At 53.6% G+C, this 20,746-nt stretch carries 23 protein-coding genes; 12 read left to right on the top strand and 11 right to left on the bottom strand.

The genetic code is table 11. The annotated features are described in order from the left end of the window. Positions 1–11 precede the first annotated feature (11 nt). The 3 genes from araG to H2Z33_RS17470 all read right to left on the bottom strand — a co-directional run bounded on the left by araG (position 12) and on the right by H2Z33_RS17470 (position 3,461). On the bottom strand, positions 12–1,526 hold the full coding sequence (gene araG / locus H2Z33_RS17480) for an L-arabinose ABC transporter ATP-binding protein AraG (protein WP_023303911.1): 1,515 nt from the start codon (positions 1,524–1,526) through the stop codon (positions 12–14). 71 nt (positions 1,527–1,597) lie between these two features. Continuing rightward, on the bottom strand, positions 1,598–2,587 hold the full coding sequence (gene araF / locus H2Z33_RS17475; RefSeq protein ID WP_017384422.1) for an arabinose ABC transporter substrate-binding protein AraF: 990 nt from the start codon (positions 2,585–2,587) through the stop codon (positions 1,598–1,600). Between the two features lie 316 nt (positions 2,588–2,903). Then, a complete protein-coding gene (locus H2Z33_RS17470; protein ID WP_047727142.1) occupies positions 2,904–3,461 on the bottom strand; it encodes a DJ-1/PfpI family protein in 558 nt (185 codons plus the stop codon). Between the two features lie 503 nt (positions 3,462–3,964). Between H2Z33_RS17470 and H2Z33_RS17465 the strand changes: the two genes are divergently transcribed. Both H2Z33_RS17465 and H2Z33_RS17460 read left to right on the top strand, forming a co-directional pair. Beyond that, positions 3,965–4,468 (top strand): non-heme ferritin-like protein, encoded by a 504-nt coding sequence (locus H2Z33_RS17465; RefSeq protein WP_063134715.1) that lies wholly within the window; start codon positions 3,965–3,967, stop codon positions 4,466–4,468. A gap of 575 nt (positions 4,469–5,043) precedes the next feature. Continuing rightward, on the top strand, positions 5,044–6,387 hold the full coding sequence (locus H2Z33_RS17460; RefSeq protein ID WP_017693227.1) for an anaerobic C4-dicarboxylate transporter: 1,344 nt from the start codon (positions 5,044–5,046) through the stop codon (positions 6,385–6,387). Between the two features lie 80 nt (positions 6,388–6,467). On the opposite strand, the gene H2Z33_RS17455 is transcribed toward H2Z33_RS17460, so the two are convergent. Next, a complete protein-coding gene (locus tag H2Z33_RS17455) occupies positions 6,468–6,719 on the bottom strand; it encodes a DUF2766 family protein (protein ID WP_003859683.1) in 252 nt (83 codons plus the stop codon). 106 nt (positions 6,720–6,825) lie between these two features. After that, complete coding sequence (gene azuC / locus H2Z33_RS17450; RefSeq protein ID WP_003859682.1) at positions 6,826–6,909, bottom strand: stress response protein AzuC; 84 nt, start codon at positions 6,907–6,909, stop codon at positions 6,826–6,828. A gap of 214 nt (positions 6,910–7,123) precedes the next feature. Between azuC and H2Z33_RS17445 the strand changes: the two genes are divergently transcribed. Beyond that, positions 7,124–8,542: an MFS transporter gene (locus tag H2Z33_RS17445; RefSeq protein WP_058688583.1), complete on the top strand. Its 1,419-nt coding sequence runs from the start codon at positions 7,124–7,126 to the stop codon at positions 8,540–8,542. A gap of 42 nt (positions 8,543–8,584) precedes the next feature. Here H2Z33_RS17445 and H2Z33_RS17440 read toward each other — a convergent pair whose 3' ends face one another. Next, entirely contained in the window at positions 8,585–9,223 is a 639-nt protein-coding gene (locus H2Z33_RS17440; protein WP_003859680.1) for an RpiB/LacA/LacB family sugar-phosphate isomerase, read from the bottom strand. A 245-nt stretch (positions 9,224–9,468) separates the two neighbouring features. Between H2Z33_RS17440 and yecR the strand changes: the two genes are divergently transcribed. Together yecR and ftnA are read left to right on the top strand one after the other, a co-directional pair. Next, a complete protein-coding gene (gene yecR, locus H2Z33_RS17435; RefSeq protein ID WP_015570249.1) occupies positions 9,469–9,807 on the top strand; it encodes a YecR family lipoprotein in 339 nt (112 codons plus the stop codon). 200 nt (positions 9,808–10,007) lie between these two features. Next, the gene (gene ftnA / locus H2Z33_RS17430; RefSeq protein WP_003859676.1) at positions 10,008–10,505 is read left to right on the top strand and encodes a non-heme ferritin; all 498 of its coding nucleotides are present in this window, start codon (positions 10,008–10,010) and stop codon (positions 10,503–10,505) included. A gap of 36 nt (positions 10,506–10,541) precedes the next feature. Here the strand turns inward: ftnA and H2Z33_RS17425 are convergent, their stop codons facing one another. Beyond that, the gene (locus H2Z33_RS17425; RefSeq protein ID WP_063135179.1) at positions 10,542–10,778 is read right to left on the bottom strand and encodes a YecH family metal-binding protein; all 237 of its coding nucleotides are present in this window, start codon (positions 10,776–10,778) and stop codon (positions 10,542–10,544) included. A gap of 191 nt (positions 10,779–10,969) precedes the next feature. Between H2Z33_RS17425 and tyrP the strand changes: the two genes are divergently transcribed. Continuing rightward, the gene (tyrP, locus tag H2Z33_RS17420; protein WP_026080699.1) at positions 10,970–12,181 is read left to right on the top strand and encodes a tyrosine transporter TyrP; all 1,212 of its coding nucleotides are present in this window, start codon (positions 10,970–10,972) and stop codon (positions 12,179–12,181) included. Positions 12,182–12,497: 316 nt separating this feature from the next. Here tyrP and H2Z33_RS17415 read toward each other — a convergent pair whose 3' ends face one another. Beyond that, positions 12,498–13,166, bottom strand: coding sequence for a YecA family protein (locus H2Z33_RS17415; RefSeq protein ID WP_063135180.1), 669 nt, complete (start codon positions 13,164–13,166; stop codon positions 12,498–12,500). A 411-nt stretch (positions 13,167–13,577) separates the two neighbouring features. Here H2Z33_RS17415 and H2Z33_RS17410 point away from each other — a divergent pair, with 411 nt between their 5' ends. The 6 genes from H2Z33_RS17410 to H2Z33_RS17385 all read left to right on the top strand — a co-directional run bounded on the left by H2Z33_RS17410 (position 13,578) and on the right by H2Z33_RS17385 (position 19,189). Continuing rightward, positions 13,578–14,699, top strand: a complete 1,122-nt coding sequence (locus tag H2Z33_RS17410) for a branched-chain amino acid ABC transporter substrate-binding protein (protein WP_063135181.1) — start codon at positions 13,578–13,580, stop codon at positions 14,697–14,699. A 68-nt stretch (positions 14,700–14,767) separates the two neighbouring features. Beyond that, positions 14,768–15,682, top strand: a complete 915-nt coding sequence (locus H2Z33_RS17405; RefSeq protein ID WP_063135182.1) for an ABC transporter permease subunit — start codon at positions 14,768–14,770, stop codon at positions 15,680–15,682. Positions 15,683–15,693: 11 nt separating this feature from the next. Next, positions 15,694–16,968 (top strand): high-affinity branched-chain amino acid ABC transporter permease LivM, encoded by a 1,275-nt coding sequence (gene livM, locus H2Z33_RS17400; protein ID WP_062937922.1) that lies wholly within the window; start codon positions 15,694–15,696, stop codon positions 16,966–16,968. Beyond that, the gene (locus H2Z33_RS17395; RefSeq protein WP_003859662.1) at positions 16,965–17,840 is read left to right on the top strand and encodes an ATP-binding cassette domain-containing protein; all 876 of its coding nucleotides are present in this window, start codon (positions 16,965–16,967) and stop codon (positions 17,838–17,840) included. Before livM ends, H2Z33_RS17395 begins: the two co-directional genes overlap by 4 nt. Further along, positions 17,837–18,553 carry an ABC transporter ATP-binding protein gene (locus tag H2Z33_RS17390; RefSeq protein ID WP_058688579.1) on the top strand — a complete coding sequence of 239 codons (717 nt, stop codon included), beginning with the start codon at positions 17,837–17,839 and terminating at the stop codon, positions 18,551–18,553. The genes H2Z33_RS17395 and H2Z33_RS17390 overlap by 4 nt, the downstream gene beginning before the upstream one ends. 165 nt (positions 18,554–18,718) lie before the next feature. Beyond that, entirely contained in the window at positions 18,719–19,189 is a 471-nt protein-coding gene (locus H2Z33_RS17385; RefSeq protein ID WP_063135183.1) for a hypothetical protein, read from the top strand. A 5-nt stretch (positions 19,190–19,194) separates the two neighbouring features. On the opposite strand, the gene H2Z33_RS17380 is transcribed toward H2Z33_RS17385, so the two are convergent. The 3 genes from H2Z33_RS17380 to H2Z33_RS17370 are packed head-to-tail and all read right to left on the bottom strand — an operon-like array spanning position 19,195 to position 20,629. Beyond that, on the bottom strand, positions 19,195–20,121 hold the full coding sequence (locus H2Z33_RS17380) for a LysR substrate-binding domain-containing protein (RefSeq protein ID WP_063135184.1): 927 nt from the start codon (positions 20,119–20,121) through the stop codon (positions 19,195–19,197). A gap of 29 nt (positions 20,122–20,150) precedes the next feature. Continuing rightward, a complete protein-coding gene (locus tag H2Z33_RS17375; protein ID WP_017384434.1) occupies positions 20,151–20,474 on the bottom strand; it encodes a hypothetical protein in 324 nt (107 codons plus the stop codon). A 2-nt stretch (positions 20,475–20,476) separates the two neighbouring features. Then, positions 20,477–20,629 (bottom strand): hypothetical protein, encoded by a 153-nt coding sequence (locus tag H2Z33_RS17370; RefSeq protein WP_154819041.1) that lies wholly within the window; start codon positions 20,627–20,629, stop codon positions 20,477–20,479. Positions 20,630–20,746: the final 117 nt, after the last annotated feature.

Below are 20,746 nucleotides of genomic sequence, written 5' to 3'. Positions count from 1 at the left end.
TGACTCCTTACTCAGGCGACAGCCTGGCTAACTTTAGGCATGGCGAGACTCAACGCCTGTTGTTCATTCGCCTGTTCATGCAGCAATTCACCGGCAATTTCACCTTCACGCATCACAACAATGCGGTCGGCGACGCCCAGCACCTCAGGCAGATCGCTGGAGGCGAACAGGACCGCCACACCGCGTTTTGCCAGTTCATAGATGACGTTATAGATTTCGTGTTTCGCCCCCACGTCGATACCGCGCGTTGGCTCATCCAGCAAAATGACCTTCATATCTTCCGACAGCCAGCGCCCCAGAATGGCTTTTTGCTGGTTGCCGCCGGACAGGTTCATGATCAGCTGTTCAGCGCCGGGGGTTTTGATGTTCAGCGAACGGATATGGTGATCCGCGTTGCTCGCCTCCCAGCCGTCGTTAATCAGACATCCCGCGCGGATGAACTTGCGCCGGGCAGAGATGTTGATGTTGTCGCGCACCGAGTGCACCGGAATAATGCCCTCGGCCTTTCGATCCTCCGGGCAGAGCATAATCCCCGCGTTAATCGCCTGCGCAGGCTTCTGAATATCGACCTTTTTCCCGTCGACGAAAACCTGGCCCTGGGTTATTCGGGTGCCGCCAAACAGCCCTTTCATCAGCTCGCTGCGCCCTGCCCCCACAAGGCCAAACAGCCCGACGATTTCGCCGCTGCGCACCGAGAGTGAAATGGGCGTGCGCACGCCCGGGGCTTTGACGTTATCCAGACGCAGACGCTCCGGGCCATACTCGCGCGGTTTCCAGTGGTAAATATCCCCCAGATCGCGTCCGACCATCGCCTGCACCAGTTGGTCATGATTGACCTGCTGCATATCGGTGAAGGTGCGCACGTAGCGGCCATCTTTAAACACGGTGATGGCATCGCTTAAGGCAAAAATCTCTTCCATTCGGTGAGAAACGTACAGAATGATGCGGCCCTCTTTGCGCAGCTCGCGGATCACGCGAAAGAGATTTTCTATTTCACGCGCCGAGAGCGAGCTGGTTGGCTCGTCAAAAGCGATAATTTTGGCGTTACGTGCCAGCGCTTTGGCAATTTCCACCATCTGCCACTGGCCGATGGAGAGATACTTAAGGGGCGTTTGCGGATCGACATCCAGCCCAAGGTGCTTGAGCTGCAAGCCCGCTTCATAGTTGAGCAGCGAGCGGTTGACCACGCCGCTTTTATGCGGAAGCTGGCCCAGATAGATGTTCTCCGCCACGGTCATTTCAGGAATGAGATGCAGCTCCTGATAGATGATGGCGACGCCCGCATTTAACGCTGCCGTGGTGTCGGCAAAGGCCACCTCGTCGCCGCGAATAGCCAGCGTGCCGGTGGTGGGCGTGTAGTTGCCGCTGAGAATTTTTAGCAGCGTGGATTTTCCCGCGCCATTCTCCCCCATCAGGGCGTGAACCTGTCCGGCATAGCAGTCGAAGCTGATATCGGTCAGCGCGTTTACACCGGGGAACGTTTTACCGATGCCGCGGAAAGAGAGATACGGATCAGACTGTTGCATAACGACTCCGTGATTCCTGTAGTGTGTACGTCTGGCCCCTCACGGTGAGTGAGGGGCGCAATCACAGCGTATTACTTACCGCCCAGTCCTTTTTTCGCCAGCTCCTCTTTGAAGTTATCGCGGGTGATCAGCACCACATCGGTCACTTCGGTGAATTTCGGCGGCTCAACCCCTTTGGTCACCCAGTTGTAGAGCATTTCGCTGGATTTATAGCCGTGGACATCCGGGCTTGGCAGCAGAGAGCCGTAGAAACCGGTCGCCTGCGCTTTAGACAGTTCGCTCACGGCGTCAACGCCGTTGATGCCGATCCCGATCACGTCCGGTGCTTTAAAGCCCTGGCCTTCCGTTGCACGCACGCCGCCCAGTACGGTGTTGTCGTTCATCCCCACCACCAGCCAGTGCTTCACTTCCGGATGCTGGACGAGCATGGAGTTCGCCGCATCAAAGGCGCCCGGAATATCGTTGGATTTGGTCGGAACTTTGTAGATCTGTTTTTCCGGGAAGCCAGCCGCTTTCAGGGCGTCCATGGACCCGGTGGTACGACGACGGGCGGTGTCCAGCTCGTCAGCGGTAATGGCCATCACGGCGGTCTCTTTGACATCCCAGCCGCGTTTTTGCATCTCTTTGTAGAGCTCCTGGCCCTGACGCTCACCGATTTTAGTGGCCGCCATCATTACCAGCGGAACGGTATCCATCGGTTTACCTTTGGCGTTCACGAACTGATCGTCCACCGCAATCACTTTCATGTCGTAACCGCGCGCTTTCGCGGCAATCGCTGACCCCAGTTTTGGATCCGGCGTACAGATAACGAAACCTTTCGCGCCGCTGGCCGCCAGGCTATCAATGGCGTTCAGCGTTTTCTCACCGTCAGGTACGGCGATTTTAATTACCTCAAATCCCAAATCTTTTCCGGCTTTATCAGCAAATTTCCATTCGGTCTGGAACCACGGCTCTTCCGGCTGTTTAACCAGAAAACCGAGCTTTAAATTTTCAGCGATAGCGGATTGTGACATAACGGCGGCCAGGCCGATGGCCGCCAGCGCTTTAGTAAATTTGTGCATGGTAAACTCCAGCTTTAGCATTCTTATCTGTAGGGAATAATGGCGAACAACTTATTTAATCGGACTTAAAACAAGGCATTAGCGCTTACCTCGTCATAAGCGTTATTGCTGGAGATAGTTTTAGCGGGAAATTAATCATCCATAAGAGAGCGACATCACACCGCAGAATTACAGTAATTGCGTACATAAATTCAGCGAAAAATGACATAAAAAAGGACCTAATTGTCCTACAAATGGAAGGGAGTTAAGCAGGATTATCCATAAGGTCAGCTAAGAAATCCCTGTAACCCGGACGCCTTAGCGCCCGGCAGAAAAATTACCAGCGGTAATAGATGTGTTCAGCATGATCGCGCACGGGGGCGTCGTCACCCAACAGACGAGCAGAGAGCGTCAGCGCAAAGTCAAAAGCGTGCCCCAGCCCCTTGCCGCTGATGAGGTTATTATCCTCAACGACCGGCGCATCCACATATACTCCCTCATCAACGCTCTGCCAGAGATCGCCGGAACAGACGTAGCGACGCCCCTTCAGTAGCCCGTTACCGCCCAGCACCCGCGCGGCCGCAGAGCAGATTGGGCAGATGAGTTTGCCGTGCTCGTCATGCGCGGAAACAAAGCGGAGCACCTGCTTGCTAGCCGCAAGATTGACGCTCCCCTGCGGCCCACCGGGCAACACGACTGCGTCATACAGCGTATTAATGCGCTCCGTTAACGTACTGTCAGCCACCATGGGGATATTATGGTAACTCACTACCGCACGGGACTCCGCACAGGCCAGCGTCTCCACCTCAATCTGTAAACGCCGCAGAATATCAATCGTGATAATCGCTTCTGCTTCTTCAAAACCGGGTGCCAGCAGCACCGCAACGTTAGCCATCATAAACCTCAACGAATGAAAAGATGTAAAACAGTGTTTCACTTTCACTCTTTATCAGATCACAATCTTGCGACGCGATCACAGAACCGTATATTGAGTGAAAATTGATTTAGCTCAAATTTGATACGACAGGATATATTTGCAGATATTATTTCTGATTTAACACTTTTACAGAATTTCCCGCCAAAGAACGTTTCCTGAAACGATAAAAATGAGCGATATCAATTTCACACCTATTAAAATCAACAAGTTATATTAAATACAATCTCTTAACCCTCTTTCTATTCTGGGCTATATTTAAATTTGTAATGTATGGTAAACACAGCCTTATTAAGAGTTTTCTTAAGTCAAAGAGAAGCGTATGCTTATTTAAATCGAACACAGGAAGTGAATTTTCGAGTTTTTTACCTTGCAGAAATCTATTTCTGCCATTCAATCGTCAATACCTGCCGGGTCAGGTTAAGTAGCGGACATCAAGTCCCACAGTCAATAAGGATATGAGAATGACTACCCAAACGATGATGCAAAAACTGAATGCCCAGATGAACCTGGAGTTTTATGCTTCAAATCTGCATCTGCATTTGAGCGCGTGGTGTTCCAGAAAAAGCCTCAACGGCACTGCCACCTTCTTTCGTACTCAGGCGCAAAGTAACGTCACGCACATGATGCGCGTCTTTAACTTTTTGAAAGCTGTCGGGGCAAACCCTACCGTCAAAGAGCTTGAAACGATTGAAGATAATTACACTTCTCTGGAAGAACTGTTTCAGAAAACGCTCGAAGAGTATGAGCAACGCTGTGCGAAGCTGAGCAAACTGGCTGATGAAGCCAAAGCGCAACGGGACATCATTACCCTCAAGTTTTTGCGTGATATGGACAGAGAGCAGCAGCAGGATGGCATGCTGCTGAAGACGCTCGCAGATGAAATCCGCAACGCGAAACGCGCGGGGATTTGTCTGGAGCAGACGGACCGCCATCTTCTCGACATTGCTAACGTGCAACACCACTAAGTCCTTCACCCGCTCCCGTCAGGGCTGAGAGTTCCCCACAAAATAATGCCTACACAGACGGCCCCTCTCCCTTGAGGGAGAGGGCTGGGGTGAGGGGGAACATACGGCTCTGGTGGTCATTCCGTTCACTTTATGTTCCTTGCTACTCTGTCACGGCATAACCGGTGAACGTGCCAGGGTGGCTCAGTCGCCACCACCCTGGCGACCCGGGCTTCCGGCGGAAAATCGCCGCTTCGCGGTACCTTCGGCTTATTCCTTCCGGCTTATCGGGGACGGGCGGAGGTAACATCCCTGTAAAGCCCGCCCTCTCGGCGCATCCCTGCGCCTCGCCCCGGCCTACAGGAAACGCCTCAGCGATTTACAGCCGGACCGAGGCATCGCTGAAAGCCTTCAGTTATTCTGAAGGCAACGTTATCGCTTTTGCTTTCAAATTACTGGGGATCCCTCAGCCCGTCAGGGAGTGGGTACCAACTCCCTGCTTTTGCTGACATTTAACAAATCAGATCTTGCTCCCAATGAATAACCATACATCGTGTAATGATTTGTTTAATTACATTCATTAACGAGGGAGCATCATGATCACCATTGAGTTTATTGTCATTATCCTCTGCCTGCTGATAGGCACCCGCTTCGGCGGGATGGGCCTGGGGCTGATAAGCGGCATCGGCCTGTTTGTTTTGAGTTTTGTCTTTGGTCTGCAACCCGGTAAACCGCCGGTTGACGTGATGCTCACGATCCTCGCCGTCATCGGCTGTGCGGCCACGCTACAGACCGCCGGTGGCCTGAATGTAATGATGCAGTTTGCAGAGCGCCTGCTGCGTAAACATCCCCAGCACATCACCCTTCTCGCACCGTTTACCACCTGGATGTTGACCTTCCTGTGCGGGACCGGGCACGTCGTCTACACCATGTTTCCCATTATCGCGGATATCGCCCTGAAAAAAGGCATACGCCCGGAACGGCCGATGGCGGTGGCCTCGGTGGCATCTCAGATGGCGATCACCGCCTCCCCCGTTTCCGTGGCCGTCGTTTCGCTGGTCTCGATTCTTGGTGCGCAGCACGGTATCGGCCACGCGTGGGGGATCCTTGAAATTCTTGCGGTTTCCGTACCGGCCTCACTGTCTGGCGTCGCCATTGCGGCACTGTGGAGCTTGCGTCGCGGGAAAAACCTCGCAGACGATCCTGAATTTCAGGAAAAGCTGAAAGATCCGAAACAGCGGGAGTTTATCTATGGAGGAACGGAGACGTTGATGGATCAACGTTTCCCGAAACAGGCCTACTGGTCCACGTGGATCTTCTTCGCCGGGATTGCCGTAGTGGTCCTGCTGGGTGCGCTGCCCGAGCTGCGTCCGGCGTTTGAGATCAAAGGGAAAATGACAGCCCTGTCGATGAACCTTGTCATTCAAATGATGATGCTGATCGCCGGGGCCATCATGCTGATGACCTGCAAGGTGAATGCGTCGGCCATTTCAAACGGGGCGGTATTTAAGGCGGGGATGGTCGCGATTTTCTCGGTGTTTGGCGTGGCGTGGATGAGCGATACCTTTTTTCAGGCGCATCTCGACGAGCTGAAAATGGCGCTGGAGGGGGTGGTGAAAAGTCATCCCTGGACGTATGCCATCGTGCTGTTCCTGGTATCAAAACTGGTCAACAGCCAGGCTGCGGCCTTGACCGCGGTCGCCCCGATGGGGTTGATGCTGGGCATCGATCCGAAAATGCTGGTGGCCTTCTTCCCGGCATCCTACGGCTACTTTGTGCTGCCCACCTATCCGAGCGATCTGGCCTGTATCGGGTTCGATCGCTCCGGCACCACCCGCATCGGTAAATTCATCATCAACCACAGCTTTATTCTGCCGGGGCTGATTGGCGTCAGCTGTGCCTGCGTGGTGAGCTATCTGCTGGTGCAGACGTTCTTCTGATCCTTCTGCGGGCGACAGGCTCTGTCGCCCTTCGACGTAAAAGCAGAAAAGAGTTTCTAATTTTAAAACATCGGTTTATTTTAGTGTGACTCACCCTGCGGTGTGAAGCGGAGTTCAATCAGCGCAATCGCTTTCTGGATCGCGCGGAGCGTAACCGGGTCCGCCGCAGCAGGATGGTTGGTGAAATCGATGTTTTTCAGCTGGGTCGACATCTTTTCGCGTACCTCAACCGGCGCGATAACGTCAATCACATCAAGGATTTGTTTGATAACCAGCTGGCAGGCGACGACGTCAGATACCAGTTCCTGATCGGCGCTCAGGTTTTGTGACATGGGGTTCTCCTTATTCAAAGGCCGCCATAGTAGCAAAACAGACGCCCTTCCATCTCCCTCTCGTCGTCCGCAGACATAAAAAAACCTGCCGAAGCAGGTTTTTTTATCAGAACATCGCACCCGGTGGGACGTCTTTAAACGTTGTGCAGTAGTTTGCCCACATGCTTTTCAGGATTTTGCGCAGTTTCATTATGTTGCTCCAGTAACGTGTTATGCAGGTGTTATTGTCAATACGCTTATAATATGACCACCATCACAAAAATCAACCATTTTGTGACCTGCATCACGGTTATTAAACCCTCAGTGCTGCTGGTTTGTTAAAAAAAGCCATGATAAATCCGCACGTTACAGGCTTATAAATTCCAGTAAATGTTTATAAAATTTTTTGAGCGGGCAGGAAGAGAATGAGTGAAAACGTATCCGGCAAAGAGAGCCGTGGATTATCGCCTGCGGCGCTGCTGGTGGCCGGTGCTTTCTTTATGGAGTTTCTGGATGGGACGGTGATCGCCACCGCGTTGCCGGATATGGCAAAAAGCTTCGGCGACCAGGCGGTGGATCTGAATATCGGCATCAGCGCCTATCTGATCACCCTGGCCGTACTGATCCCCGCCAGCGGCTGGATCGCCGACCGCTTCGGCGCGCGAAAAGTGTTTGCCCTCGCGCTGGCGATCTTCACGCTGGCCTCGGTATTTTGCGGCCTGTCCACCACGCTCGATCAGTTCGTTGCGATGCGCGTCCTCCAGGGCATGGGTGGCGCGCTGATGGTGCCCGTAGGTCGCCTGGCCGTGCTACGCACCACGCCAAAACATCAGCTCATCACGGCAATCGCCACCCTGACGTGGCCTGCGCTGGTCGCGCCGATCATCGGCCCGCCGCTGGGTGGGTTCATTACCAGCTATGCCGACTGGCGCTGGATCTTCTTTATTAACGTGCCGCTGGGGATAATCGCCATTTTGCTGGCACTGCGCATCATTCCAGACCTGCATGAAGATACGCGCCGACCGTTTGATTTACCGGGTTTTGTTGTCACCACCCTTGCCATGGTGAGCCTGGTTTATGCGATGGAGTTGATGGGCGCAGAGCCTCTGCGAACAGGATTAACCGCCACGCTGTTTATCGTCGGTGTCGTCGCCTTAAGCCTGGCGCTGCGTCACTTTAAGCGGGCAACCTGGCCGATGATCAGGCTCGATGCGATGCAGGTGCCAACGTTTCGCGTCACCCTGTACGGCGGATCGCTGTTTCGCGCCTCCATCAGCGCGGTTCCGTTCCTGTTACCGCTGATGTTCCAGGTCGGCTTTGGCATGGACGCGTTCCATTCTGGCCTGCTGGTGCTGGCGGTTTTCGTTGGCAATCTCACCATTAAACCGGCGACGACGCCGCTTATCCGCAGCCTGGGGTTTAAGCGGCTGTTGCTAATTAACGGTGCGTTGAATGTCCTGGCGTTGCTGGCCTGCGCGTTTCTTACGCCGCAGACGCCCGCGTGGCTCATCATGCTGATCCTTTATCTGGGCGGCGTTTTCCGTTCGATTCAGTTTACAGCCATCAGTACGCTGGCTTTTGCGGATGTGCCATCGGCGCAGATGAGCTATGCCAATACTCTGTTTTCAACCGCAACGCAGCTTGCCGTGGGGCTTGGGATCACGCTCGGGGCGATTGGTATTCGTATCGGGGAAAAAGTCAGTGAGGCGATGGGGGTTGCCGGTATGCCGGGAATGAGCTTCCGGCTGGCATTTGTGGCAATCGCGCTGATCTGCCTGGTGGGAATGGTTGACACGCTGCGTCTGACTAAAGATGCGGGCAGCGCGGTCTCTTCGAAAAAGTAACGCTATCTGCCGGGCAGGCAACGCACCGCCCGGCAAAGTAAATCAGCCAACAATACCGCGCACGAAGGCTTCAATCTCTTTGTCCTGGCAGTTCTCGAAGAAGCACTGCTGGAAGCGCTGGCCTGATACGGCGGTTTTAACCAGCTCAGGATCGATTGCTCGCAGGGTATCCAGATAGTTTTCTTTCACCACCGCCGCTTTCACCTGGTTCAGGATCCCGGCGTTACGCACCTGCGGCTCTTTACGCTCTGGTGGATAGCCTTCGCCATTGCGTCCGGTAAACGCTTTCTCAAAGATAAAGCGTACGTTCAGTTCTGCCCCCCAGCCGAAGCCCTTAGCAAACGGCAGAGAAAGCGCGTTACCGTTGTTGATTTGCGCAAACAGGAAAGCATCCGCAGGATCGATGCAGTAACCGCAAATCACACCCGGATGGATGTTCAGGGACATCAGCGCGCCCTGCCCGGTACCGCAACCGGTAACAACAAAATCAACGGCTTTAGCGTTAAGCAGAATGCTCGCCATGATGCCCAGGTGAATATAGGTGAGATGATGATCGTTCTCATCACTCATACCGACGTTATAGACCGGAAAACCTTTCTCATCAGCAACGGCTTTCAGCTCATTAAGAATGATGGGATTCTTAGCGGCCTGGCTGTTTTCCATCATCAGTGCAATTTTCATCTTGTCTCTCCTGAATGCATGGCGGGCGATCCCGCTGTGGATACCTTTTCAACTTAACCTTACTATCAAACAAACGCACTTTCAAATTAAGTGAAAACTTGTTTTAAAAAACAAAGATGCGCTCACAATTTCGCGCGGTGGCCCGGCTCGTTGCACAGTGAGAGGGCAGATCCTCCGGCTATTCCAGCCATTGCGTACCATCGCGTTGGTTACAATGGCGTATTTCCCGTCACGCAGAGTGAACCATGAAACGTGTAATCATAGCCGGAACGATCCTGTTGCTCGCCGGGTGCAGTATCAACCGTCAGGCAGAAGTCAGCAGTACGGATGCCCCAAACGGAATTGTGCGCCTCGACTATGGCCAGGCCATGCTGCAAAACGCCTGGTCTGATGAGTATGTTAATAACGGTACGGCAACCAAAGCCTGTCAACATATGGGCTACGCCACTGCGTCAGCCTACGGGCAGCCAATTAAAACCTGCACCCTGATCAGCGGTTCACTCTGTCTGAACGAAAGTGTGACCATTCAGTATAAATGTCAGGGATATGCTGTTACCTCTTCCAGCCAGAATCCGTGGTATTAACCGCTACTGCCAGTCACGCTGGCAGTTTATTTAATAAGAACTAAAACAATTCTCATTAATAAATATAAATGGCGGCAATGCGTTTTATTCCCATTCGTATTTTTAATAAAGAAATATTTATTTTACTTTTTGCAAATAATTAAATAACAAATTATAGTGTCGCTCATCGTGAACCAGAATTAATAAACCGGAGCTGCACCATGTTAAAAACTGAAATGATCGACAAGCTCAATGCGCAAATGAATCTTGAGCTTTTTTCTTCCCTGCTTTATCAGCAGATGAGCGCCTGGTGCAGCTATCACAGCTTTGAAGGGGCGGCCGCCTTCCTGCGTCGTCATGCCCAGGAAGAGATGACGCACATGCAGCGTCTGTTTGATTACCTGACGGACACCGGCAGCCTGCCGCGCATTGATAACGTGGCATCGCCTTTTGCCGAATACGGCTCTCTTGATGAACTGTTCCGCGCCACCTATGAGCATGAACAGCTGATCACCCAGAAAATTAATGAACTGGCTCATGCCGCCATGACCAGCCAGGATTATCCAACCTTTAATTTCCTTCAGTGGTATGTGGCTGAACAGCACGAAGAAGAGAAGCTGTTTAAATCCGTGCTGGATAAATTATCTCTGGCAGGTAAATCCGGGGAAGGTCTGTACTTCATTGATAAAGAGCTGTCGACGCTCGATACCCAGAATTAACAGAAAAGCGGTGCTGAGTTTTCAGCACCGCATTATTTAATGGCGGCAGATTTTACTTTCGTGAGTGGAAAATCCGTCTGCTGCTGGAATGAATTTTCCGCGCGCCGCCAGAAACGCCACCAGCTCCGCGGCCGTCATCTCCGAAGCTGAACAGGTATGGAAACGCGCCGCTTCGCCAAAGCTGGCATGTATCGCCTCAACCAGACTCTCCTCCGTATAGCGCTCACCTGACTCAATCATCATATTCAGCACGTCGTGTCCGTGAATTGACATGGTTACCTCTCGCAAATAAAAAGCAGACTAAACGTTCCCTCTACGGCACGCTTTGCGCTGGCGCAGGTTACCCTTTTCTTTTTGTAAATTAATTATTACACCCTATGTAACGGTGATTTGACGAGATGGTGCTTTTCCCTTACTCTGCGCCGCAGAATGAGTCGCGGTATGGAAGCGTTGTAGAGGAAAGCGTGAAGAACAGAACTCTGGGAAGTATTTTTATCGTCGCCGGAACGACAATTGGCGCAGGAATGTTGGCCATGCCGTTGGCTGCCGCCGGCGTCGGGTTTGGGGTTACCGTAGTGCTGCTTGGCGGTCTGTGGGCCCTGATGTGTTACACCGCGCTATTATTGCTGGAGGTTTATCAGCATGTCCCTGCCGATACTGGCTTAGGCTCCCTGGCTGCACGCTATCTTGGACGCTACGGGCAGTGGATCACCGGTTTCAGCATGATGTTCCTGATGTACGCCCTGACTGCCGCTTACATCAGCGGCGCCGGGGAGTTGATTGCGTCAAGTATCAATGACGGCTTCGGTGCGTCGCTTTCACCGGAAACAGGCGCCATTGTCTTTACGCTGATCGGTGGCGGCGTAGTTTGCGCGGGCACATCGCTGGTCGATCTGTTTAACCGTTTTTTGTTCAGCGCCAAAATTCTCTTCCTGATTGTGATGCTGGTGCTGCTGGCACCGCATGTGCACAAGGTTAACCTGCTCTCCCTCCCGCTGGAGAAAGGTCTGGCGCTTTCGGCCATCCCGGTTATTTTCACCTCCTTCGGTTTTCACGGCAGCGTGCCGAGCATTGTGAGCTATATGAACGGTGATATTCGCAAGCTGCGCCGCGTCTTTGTTATCGGCAGCGCCATTCCGTTGATTGCTTACCTGTTCTGGCAGCTGGTGACGCTGGGCAGTATTGATTCCAATACCTTTATCGGCCTGATGGCAGAGCATTCTGGTCTGAATGGATTCCTGGTTGCCCTGCGTAACGTGGTGGCCTCTTCACACGTGGAGCTGGCGGTACATCTGTTTGCAGACCTGGCGCTGGCAACCTCCTTCCTCGGCGTAGCGCTTGGCCTGTTTGACTATATGGCGGATCTGTTCCAGCGTCGCAATACCGTTGCCGGACGCTTACAGACGGGGGCGATGACCTTCCTGCCGCCGCTGGCCTTCGCGCTCTTTTACCCGCGCGGGTTTGTGATGGCGCTGGGGTATGCTGGCGTGGCGTTATCGGTACTGGCCCTGCTGCTGCCTTCCCTGCTGGCGTGGAAGAGCCGCCAGCAACATCCGCAGCAGGGGTATCGCGTAGCGGGCGGTACGCCAATGCTGTGCGCGGTGTTTGGTTGTGGGGTGGTGATTATTCTGGTGCAGGTGCTGATTGCAGCGGGAATGCTGCCGGAAGTGGGATAACTTATTTATACAGGTCCTGAGGTACTGTTCCGTTCACCTTAAGATCAACAGAATATAATTTTTTCACAGCATGTGAACGGGATAAGGGGGCCGCCGCGGCCCCCTTATCAATCCCCGCGGCCCCGCGGAAAATCGGTGCTTCGCACTGCGCTCACCTCCCGACCATCTGCCTGCGGTCGGCTCAACTCGACATCCTGTCTCGATTCGCCTCTGGCCGGCATCCATGGCGTCCAGCCCTTGTCATCTGATCTCCGGTACGCCGATTTTAGCGGGGACTCAACACCCGTGCCCCATTCAGGCCACAGTAATAAATGATTTAATGCAGGCAGCAGCTTTTAAACTTCTTCCCGCTCCCGCACGGGCACGGATCGTTACGCCCCACCTTCGACCCGTTCACGATCGGCTTTTTCGCTTCCGGCTGCTGCGGGTTAGCCACCCAGTAGTTATACAAACGCAGCGCCGCAGGCTGAATGCTTTCGATGCTGGCCATGTACTCCTCTTCGGTCAGCGCATCCAGCTTCTCGCTGTTCTCTTCCGTCCCGTGCAGGGCAATCACCGCCAGGTCCGCTTCCAGCGCTTCCGGCAGGGATGACCAGTCCGTCAGCGCCACGCCGCGCATGTAGCCATAGCACCACTCTTCCACCACGGTATAGCTCTGACCGTCAACGTCGTTATAGCCAAACAGCGGTTCAAACTGATCCGGGTATTCGCTCAAACGCTCGGCAATATCGTTCATGTGCTTAAAGCAGAGATCGATAAAACGGTTCATCTCACGATCGTTTTTCCAGCGCGGAATATATTTCTCACCACCCCAGACCGCCACCAGCCAGGTGTCGGGCTCCACCACAACGGGACCGGAAAGTACTGAGGTAAGCATGCCGTCCAGTTCGGACACGTCAATCACGGATGCATCGTCGTGACCGTAAGAGATTAATGTCTCTTCCAGCCACGCCATCTCGCTTTCATTTAATGGGCCTTCAGCCATTGCTGATACTCCTGATAAAAAAAACGATCCTGACATATATCGCCGCGCGTGCCTATCTGAAGTTTAGGTCTTTATTGCTGCAAAAACGTGCAAATCGTGACCGTTGCACAACTTATGGGCTTTGTTGTTAAGGAGATGTGATCTCCGCTGTAAATTCATCTCATCCCGCAAAGACGCATAAAACGGCGCTCTATACTCAACGTGTTGTGACCCGGTCAAGGGATTAACCATTCTGGCAACCTTTTTGCTTAATGTTCTGCGCGCTTCGCGGTGCGTGGGATCCTCGCCGTATTAAGCATGAGATTGCTTCTAAAGTGCATTTTGTTCTCGCTCTTGTTTTTGGATTTACGATGCCATCAGGCGTTCGGGTTTCTACCTGGTGCAAAAACCTCTTTGCTAAGGAACATAATAATGTCGCTGAAATTTACCAAAACTCCCCTCTCCCTGGTGCTGGCCGGTTGTCTGATGACGGCCTTTTCCGCGCAGGCCGATATCGTCATCGGCGTGGCCGGGCCGTTCACAGGCCCGAACGCAACCTACGGCGATCAATACTGGCATGGCGCTACGCAGGCGGCAGAAGACATTAACGCCGCCGGCGGGATCAACGGTGAGAAAATCAAACTGGTTCAGGGCGACGACGCCTGCGAGCCCAAACAGGCCGTCGCCGTTGCCAACCGCTTAGTCGATCAGGATAAGGTGAAAGCGGTCGTCGGCCACTTCTGCTCCTCGTCGACCATGCCCGCCTCCGAGGTCTACAGCGATGCCGGGATCCTCTCCATCACCCCCGGCTCAACGAACCCGCTTATTACCGAACGTGGCATGAGCGATATATTTCGCATGTGCGGACGTGACGACCAGCAGGGCCAGGTCGCCAGCGATTTCATTCTTGATAAGCTGAAAGCCAAACGGGTGGTCATCATCCACGATAAAGACACCTACGGTCAGGGGCTGGCGGACGCCACTAAGGCGGCGCTGGCGAAACGCGGCGTGAAGGAGGTGATGTACGAAGGGTTATCCCGCGGGGAGAAAGACTTTAACGCGCTGGTGACCAAAATTGGCGCACAAAAACCGGACGTGGTGTTCTTCGGGGGCTGTCACCCGGAAGCGGGTCCGCTGGTTCGCCAGATGCGTGAACAGGGCGTGCAGGCGAAGTTCTTCTCGGGAGACTGTATCGTCAATGAAGAGATGGTCACCGCCGCCGGTGGGGCGCAATACACCAACGGTATTTACATGACCTTCGGTAAAGATCCGCGCCTGATCCCGGACGGAAAAGCCGTCATCGAGAAATTCCGCACCGGTAAATTTGAACCTGAAGGATACACCCTCTACGCCTACGCGTCTGTGCAGGCTATCGCGGCGGCATTCAAGGCCACGAAAGGGACGGATTCCGCAAAAGCCAGCGAGTGGCTGAAGGCCAACCCTGTCGACACGGTGATGGGTAAAAAAGCCTGGGACAGCAAAGGTGACCTCAAAGTCTCTGACTACGTGGTCTATCAGTGGGATGACAAAGGCAAATATAAAGAAGTGCCATAACGGGACGGAATCTGCTCAGCGCCGGCAGGTCTGACTGTCGGCGTAACCCTTTATTCAGGTGCGCGACCATGAGTACATTCTTCCTGCAACAATTAATTAATGGCTTAACGCTGGGTTCGGTCTACGGTCTTATGGCCATCGGCTACACCATGGTGTACGGCATCATCGGTATGATCAATTTCGCCCACGGCGAAGTGTATATGATCTCCGCCTATCTCTCGGCCATTGGCCTGGCCCTGCTGGCGTTTTTTGGACTCCACTCCTTTCCGCTGCTGATCCTGGGGACGCTGGTTTTCACCATCGTGGTCACCGGGGTTTACGGCTGGACGATTGAGCGCATCGCCTATAAGCCGCTACGCAACTCGACGCGTCTGGCGCCGCTGATTTCGGCCATCGGGATGTCGTTGATACTGCAAAACTACGTCCAGCTCAGCCAGGGCCCGCGCCAGCAGGGCGTGCCCACCATGCTTGATGGCGTGCTGCGTTTTCACCTCGGCGAAGGGTTTGTCCAGATAACCTATACCAAAGTCTTTATTCTCATCGCCTCGTTCGCGGGCATGCTGGTGCTGACCTGGATTATCAACCGTACCCGCTTAGGACGCATGTGCCGTGCGGTACAGCAGGATCGTAAGATGGCCTCCATCCTGGGTATCAACACCGACAGAATTATTTCACTGGTGTTTGTTATCGGCGCAGCCATGGCCGGGCTGGCGGGCGTGCTAATCACCATGAATTACGGCACCTTTGATTTTTACGTCGGGTTTGTTATCGGCATCAAGGCCTTTACGGCGGCGGTGCTGGGCGGCATCGGCTCTCTGCCCGGTGCGATGCTTGGCGGGCTGATTCTGGGCGTCGCAGAAGCGCAATTCTCCGGGATGGTGAACTCGGATTATAAAGACGTGTTCTCGTTTGGATTGCTGGTCTTAATTCTGATCTTTCGTCCTCAGGGGCTGCTGGGCCGCCCCGTCGTGGCTAAAGTGTAAGGAACAACGCGATGACCTCTGACGGTTTTTCCCTGAAGCGCTGCATTCTGGACTCGATTTTTTCCGGAATGATCGCTCTGATTATTTTCGGCCCGATTGCGGGCGTGATACTGGATGGTTACAGCTTTACCTTTGACGGCCAGCGGCTGGCGTGGATTGTTGGCACGGTGATGTTGGGACGCTTTTTGCTGAGCGCGTTTTCAGCTACGGCGGCCGGAAGACGTTTACAGGCGCGGTTTGAATCCAACAATGCGGGGGTGTATGTCCGGCCGCCGGCGTATAAAAGCCGCATGCGCTGGATCATTCCGCTGATTGTCACGCTGGCGATCTGCTTCCCGTTTGTGGCCACTAAATACGTTCTGACGGTTGCCATTCTCGGACTGATCTACGTCCTGCTCGGTCTTGGGCTGAACATTGTTGTTGGCCTGGCAGGGCTGCTGGATCTGGGTTATGTCGCCTTCTATGCCATCGGCGCTTACGGGCTGGCGCTCGGGTATCAGTATCTGGGGCTTGGGTTCTGGAGCATGCTGCCACTGGCGGCGCTAATGGCCGCGGGCGCGGGCGCCCTGCTCGGCTTTCCGGTGCTGCGCATGCACGGGGATTATCTCGCCATCGTCACGCTCGGGTTTGGCGAGATCATCCGCCTGGTGCTGAACAACTGGCTCACCTTCACCGGCGGGCCTAACGGCGTTTCAGCCCCTGCCCCGACCTTTTTTGGCCTGGAGTTTGGCCGACGCGCCAAAGAAGGCGGCGTCCCCTTCCACGAGTTCTTCGGCCTGACCTATAACCCCAACTTGAAGTTTATCTTCATCTATGCGGTGCTGTTCCTGGTAGTCATGCTGGTGCTGTACATTAAACACCGGCTGACCCGAATGCCCATCGGACGGGCGTGGGAAGCGCTCCGTGAGGATGAGATTGCCTGCCGTTCCATGGGGCTGAATCACGTTCTGGTCAAACTCTCGGCCTTCACCCTGGGCGCATCGACGGCAGGTATCGCCGGGGTGTTTTTTGCCACCTACCAGGGGTTTGTTAACCCGACCTCTTTCACCTTTTTTGAATCGGCCCTGATCCTCGCCATTGTGGTCCTGGGCGGGATGGGCTCCACCGTCGGCGTCGTACTGGCCGCCTTTGTGCTGACCGTCACGCCGGAACTGCTGCGCAGCTTTGCGGAATATCGCGTGCTGCTGTTTGGCATGCTGATGGTAGTGATGATGATCTGGCGTCCTCGCGGTCTGATCCGCATCAACCGCAGCGGATTTGCCGTGCGTAAAGGAGTGGCGCCATGAACGCAACGATTTTACGTGTAGAACATCTGATGATGCACTTCGGCGGGATCAAGGCCTTAAACGACGTCAATCTTGAGGTGCAGCGCGGCTCCATTACCGCACTCATTGGGCCTAACGGCGCGGGAAAAACGACCGTCTTTAACTGCCTGACCGGTTTCTACCGGGCCTCCGGCGGCAACATTCTGTTCAATGCACGAAATAAAACCACCAATGTCATTCAGGTGCTCGGCCAGAAATTCCAGCCGGGCGACTGGCTCAACCCGGCGCAGCTTGGTCAACGCCTGTTCTATAAGATGTTTGGCGGCACGCATCTGGTGAACCGCGCGGGTCTTGCGCGCACGTTTCAGAACATCCGCCTGTTCCGCGAGATGTCGGTTGTGGAAAACCTGCTGGTGGCACAGCACATGCGCGTCAACCGCAATCTGCTGGCGGGGGTGCTGAACACCCCTGCGTATCGACGGGCAGAGAACGATGCGCTGGACCGGGCGTTTTACTGGCTGGAGGTGGTGGATCTGGTGGATTGCGCGAACCGTCTGGCCGGGGAAATGTCCTATGGCCAGCAACGACGCCTCGAAATCGCCCGCGCCATGTGTACCGGCCCGGAGATGATTTGTCTCGATGAACCTGCTGCCGGCCTGAACCCGGTGGAAACGCACAAGCTGAGTGAGATCATCCGGTTCCTGCGCGACCACCATGACATCACGGTTCTGCTGATCGAGCATGATATGGGGATGGTGATGGGCATTTCAGATGACATCATTGTGCTCGATCATGGCGATGTGATTGCCAGAGGTAAACCGGCTGAAATCCAGCACAATGAAAAAGTGATTGCCGCGTATCTGGGCACCGACGAAAGCGAGGTAAATCTGTGAGCGAACCGATGCTTCAGTTTCAGGATGTGGATGTTTTCTACGGGGTGATCCAGGCGTTGAAGCAGGTTTCGCTTGAGGTTAACAAAGGGGAAACCGTGGCCCTGATTGGCGCTAACGGCGCGGGGAAGTCAACATTACTGATGTCTGTCTTTGGTCAGCCCCGGATCCGCAACGGGCAGATCCTCTTCTGCGGCGAGGATATCAGCCACAAATCCACCCACTATGTTGCCACCGGCGGCATCGCGCAGGCACCTGAGGGACGACGCATTTTCCCGGATATGTCTGTAGAAGAGAACCTGCTGATGGGGACAATCCCCGTCGGCAATCAGCATGCAGCGGAAGATATGCAAAGCATGTTCGACCTCTTCCCCCGCCTCAAGGAGCGACGTTACCAGCGGGCGATGACGCTCTCCGGCGGTGAACAGCAGATGCTGGCTATCGCCCGCGCGCTGATGAGCCGTCCTAAACTTCTGCTGCTGGATGAACCCAGCCTCGGCCTCGCGCCAATCGTGGTTAAACAGATTTTCCAGACGCTGCGCGAACTGGCCCGTAACGGAATGACGATTTTTCTGGTCGAGCAGAATGCGCACCACGCGCTGAAGTTGTCCGACCGCGGCTATGTGATGGTTAACGGGCAGATTCGGTTAAGCGGCAGCGGCGAGGCGTTGCTGAAGGATCCGGAGGTGAGGAAGGCGTATCTGGGTGGCGTGTGAAACGAAAAGGCTATAGTGAGAAAAACTCACAGTGATTGCGATTATTAATCGTTTTTCAAAAACGCACGCCTTCCAATATTATCCTCTCGACCTACCCTGACGGTGGGCCAATTAAAACATTCAGGCGCAAACTGAATAGTCATAATGAGAGGAACCGGGGCAAACATGACACTTGATGCTTTATTTCAGTTAATGAAAATTATATCGCCATCTGAAATTCCATCAGATGGCGATTTAGCGAATTTTATGACCCTGCTTATCTCCACCAAAAATCATTCTGACGCCCTGTTACCGTTTTCGCAGCGCGCGTATATGCTTTCAGTTGCCTATCGCGATCCCCAAAAAGCAGCTGCGTTGCTTTCATCCTGTCAGCCCGAAGCAGGCAACCCTCTCCCGCTGCTCAACTTCTCTGGCTGGCCGGACGTGCGTTACGCCACTTCTGGTGAATTACAGACGCCCGAGTCTAAGGACTATTTTCACAAGATTTCGTCTGCCGCCACGCTATTACGTGCGGCAATTATTGACGCTGAGCAACAGAAAAACACGCCAGCATTTTATATTCTGGATAAGGTGCTCTACCTGAACAGCGCTTTGCCAGAACGTTATAAAAAGATGGTAAATATATCTTATTCATAACGGTATTAATAAATCCGACTGTCATCGTATTCCAGATAATCGATATCCAGCGCCGGAACGACCGGGGTATGGTTTTGCAGCCAGGCCAGAAGATGCTGAATGCTCTCTCTTTTGAGTGAATTTTTTGGCCAGACGAGGTAGTAGCCATCCCCCGTCGCGATAGCTTCCCTGAAAGGCAGGCCCAGCAGGACACTTTTCAGGGCATCAAGCGTGAGATGCAGGTCGGCGATAGCGATGCCGTGCCCGTTCATCGCGGCAATACTTCCCTGTTCAAGGGTATCGAACACCATACCGCTGCTCATATCGAGCCCCGGGAACAATCCTGTTCTTCGCAGCCAGCGCCGCCAGTCACGTCTGTCCGGTGAAGGATGGATCAGAACGCATTGCGGAAGCCGCTGCCGGGCCGGTTCGATAAGTGATGGAGTACAAACCGGGATAAGCCATTCATGAAATAGCAGTTGGCTTTCCGTTGTGTCACCAAAACGCCCATTGCCGAGAAGAATGGCGCAATCGTAGGGCTCAAGATTGAAATCAACGGTGTCAATGTCCATCCAGACGCTGGCAATCTCAACCTGTGGTTTTGCATGGTTGTTGCGAAAAGATCGCAGCACGTCGAGAAGCCATCTCATGGTCAGGGTACTGGGTGCTTTAAGCCGCAGCAGGTGGTTTTCACTACGAAATACCCGGCAGGCCCATTCAATGCTCGTGAAGCTTTCGTTCAGCTGCCCGGCAAGCACTCGCCCGGCTTCAGTGACCTCCACCCGAGGACCTTGCCTTTTGAAAAGCTCGCAGTCGAACCACAGTTCAAGGGTACGAACATGTCTGCTGACCGCGCCCGGCGTAATATTGAGCGTTTCAGCGGCTTTACTGAAGGAGTTCAACCGCGCAGCAACTTCAAACGCACGCAGTGCATACAATGGCGGTAAAGACATAGCGTCCCTTAAATGAAAATTTCATTATGCTAAAACTTGTTCCGGGGCAACGCCAGCAAGTAAATTATGGAGAAACACAATGATCCCCAATATACCGAGTCATATCGATAGGGGTCAAAATCGATATGCAAAAAGCTGCGGACAAACTCGTAGCCATTAGCAAAGATGTTTATCTGAACGGCTGCAACAGCGATTACAAACACCATATATGCGATAAATAGCGGGTATTTACGCAGCCTGTTAACTTTTAGTTTACCGAGATAAAGCAGGAAAAAAATTGCCACAGATACAACAAAATACACGATAGCAGGCCAAACAGGTGGATGAAGCGAAAATTCTAATTCTTGTGACATAATCAATTCTCTTTAGCTATATGGTACATCTGCCAACCCGTAATACTCCCACTGGTCAAATCCAGCGCCATTGCGGTTTTAGATGCCTCTTGCCAACCGTAGTTCATATCCTGTACGTTCGAGAGCTTGTCACCGGAGAACAATGTTTTGATCATTTGTTGATACCCTTGCCCAGCCCATTTGCAAGCTCTTCCACTTTTTCTAAGGAAAATCCAAATGAAGTTATCTGCGAAACTGCCGCAGGGCAATCGATGAAACGGAGATAAAAGGAT

It is taken from the genome of Enterobacter sp. YSU, assembly GCF_016082135.1.
Taxonomy (GTDB): domain Bacteria; phylum Pseudomonadota; class Gammaproteobacteria; order Enterobacterales; family Enterobacteriaceae; genus Enterobacter; species Enterobacter hormaechei_C.
This window is presented reverse-complemented; position numbering and strand designations above follow the sequence as displayed.

Excerpts from the sequence above, each read along its gene's own strand:
- H2Z33_RS17405 (WP_063135182.1), top strand. The coding sequence starts at position 14,768 with ATGAGTACATTCTTCCTGCAACAATTAATTAATGGCTTAACGCTGGGT.
- livM (WP_062937922.1), top strand. The coding sequence starts at position 15,694 with ATGACCTCTGACGGTTTTTCCCTGAAGCGCTGCATTCTGGACTCGATT.
- azuC (WP_003859682.1), bottom strand. The coding sequence starts at position 6,909 with ATGAAACTGCGCAAAATCCTGAAAAGCATGTGGGCAAACTACTGCACA.
- H2Z33_RS17455 (WP_003859683.1), bottom strand. The coding sequence starts at position 6,719 with ATGTCACAAAACCTGAGCGCCGATCAGGAACTGGTATCTGACGTCGTC.
- H2Z33_RS17375 (WP_017384434.1), bottom strand. The coding sequence starts at position 20,474 with ATGTCACAAGAATTAGAATTTTCGCTTCATCCACCTGTTTGGCCTGCT.
- H2Z33_RS17385 (WP_063135183.1), top strand. The coding sequence starts at position 18,719 with ATGACACTTGATGCTTTATTTCAGTTAATGAAAATTATATCGCCATCT.
- H2Z33_RS17445 (WP_058688583.1), top strand. The coding sequence starts at position 7,124 with ATGAGTGAAAACGTATCCGGCAAAGAGAGCCGTGGATTATCGCCTGCG.
- ftnA (WP_003859676.1), top strand. The coding sequence starts at position 10,008 with ATGTTAAAAACTGAAATGATCGACAAGCTCAATGCGCAAATGAATCTT.
- H2Z33_RS17465 (WP_063134715.1), top strand. The coding sequence starts at position 3,965 with ATGACTACCCAAACGATGATGCAAAAACTGAATGCCCAGATGAACCTG.
- H2Z33_RS17470 (WP_047727142.1), bottom strand. The coding sequence starts at position 3,461 with ATGGCTAACGTTGCGGTGCTGCTGGCACCCGGTTTTGAAGAAGCAGAA.
- H2Z33_RS17380 (WP_063135184.1), bottom strand. The coding sequence starts at position 20,121 with ATGTCTTTACCGCCATTGTATGCACTGCGTGCGTTTGAAGTTGCTGCG.
- H2Z33_RS17415 (WP_063135180.1), bottom strand. The coding sequence starts at position 13,166 with ATGGCTGAAGGCCCATTAAATGAAAGCGAGATGGCGTGGCTGGAAGAG.
- araF (WP_017384422.1), bottom strand. The coding sequence starts at position 2,587 with ATGCACAAATTTACTAAAGCGCTGGCGGCCATCGGCCTGGCCGCCGTT.
- H2Z33_RS17440 (WP_003859680.1), bottom strand. The coding sequence starts at position 9,223 with ATGAAAATTGCACTGATGATGGAAAACAGCCAGGCCGCTAAGAATCCC.
- H2Z33_RS17410 (WP_063135181.1), top strand. The coding sequence starts at position 13,578 with ATGTCGCTGAAATTTACCAAAACTCCCCTCTCCCTGGTGCTGGCCGGT.
- H2Z33_RS17395 (WP_003859662.1), top strand. The coding sequence starts at position 16,965 with ATGAACGCAACGATTTTACGTGTAGAACATCTGATGATGCACTTCGGC.
- H2Z33_RS17460 (WP_017693227.1), top strand. The coding sequence starts at position 5,044 with ATGATCACCATTGAGTTTATTGTCATTATCCTCTGCCTGCTGATAGGC.
- araG (WP_023303911.1), bottom strand. The coding sequence starts at position 1,526 with ATGCAACAGTCTGATCCGTATCTCTCTTTCCGCGGCATCGGTAAAACG.
- H2Z33_RS17370 (WP_154819041.1), bottom strand. The coding sequence starts at position 20,629 with ATGATCAAAACATTGTTCTCCGGTGACAAGCTCTCGAACGTACAGGAT.
- yecR (WP_015570249.1), top strand. The coding sequence starts at position 9,469 with ATGAAACGTGTAATCATAGCCGGAACGATCCTGTTGCTCGCCGGGTGC.
- H2Z33_RS17425 (WP_063135179.1), bottom strand. The coding sequence starts at position 10,778 with ATGTCAATTCACGGACACGACGTGCTGAATATGATGATTGAGTCAGGT.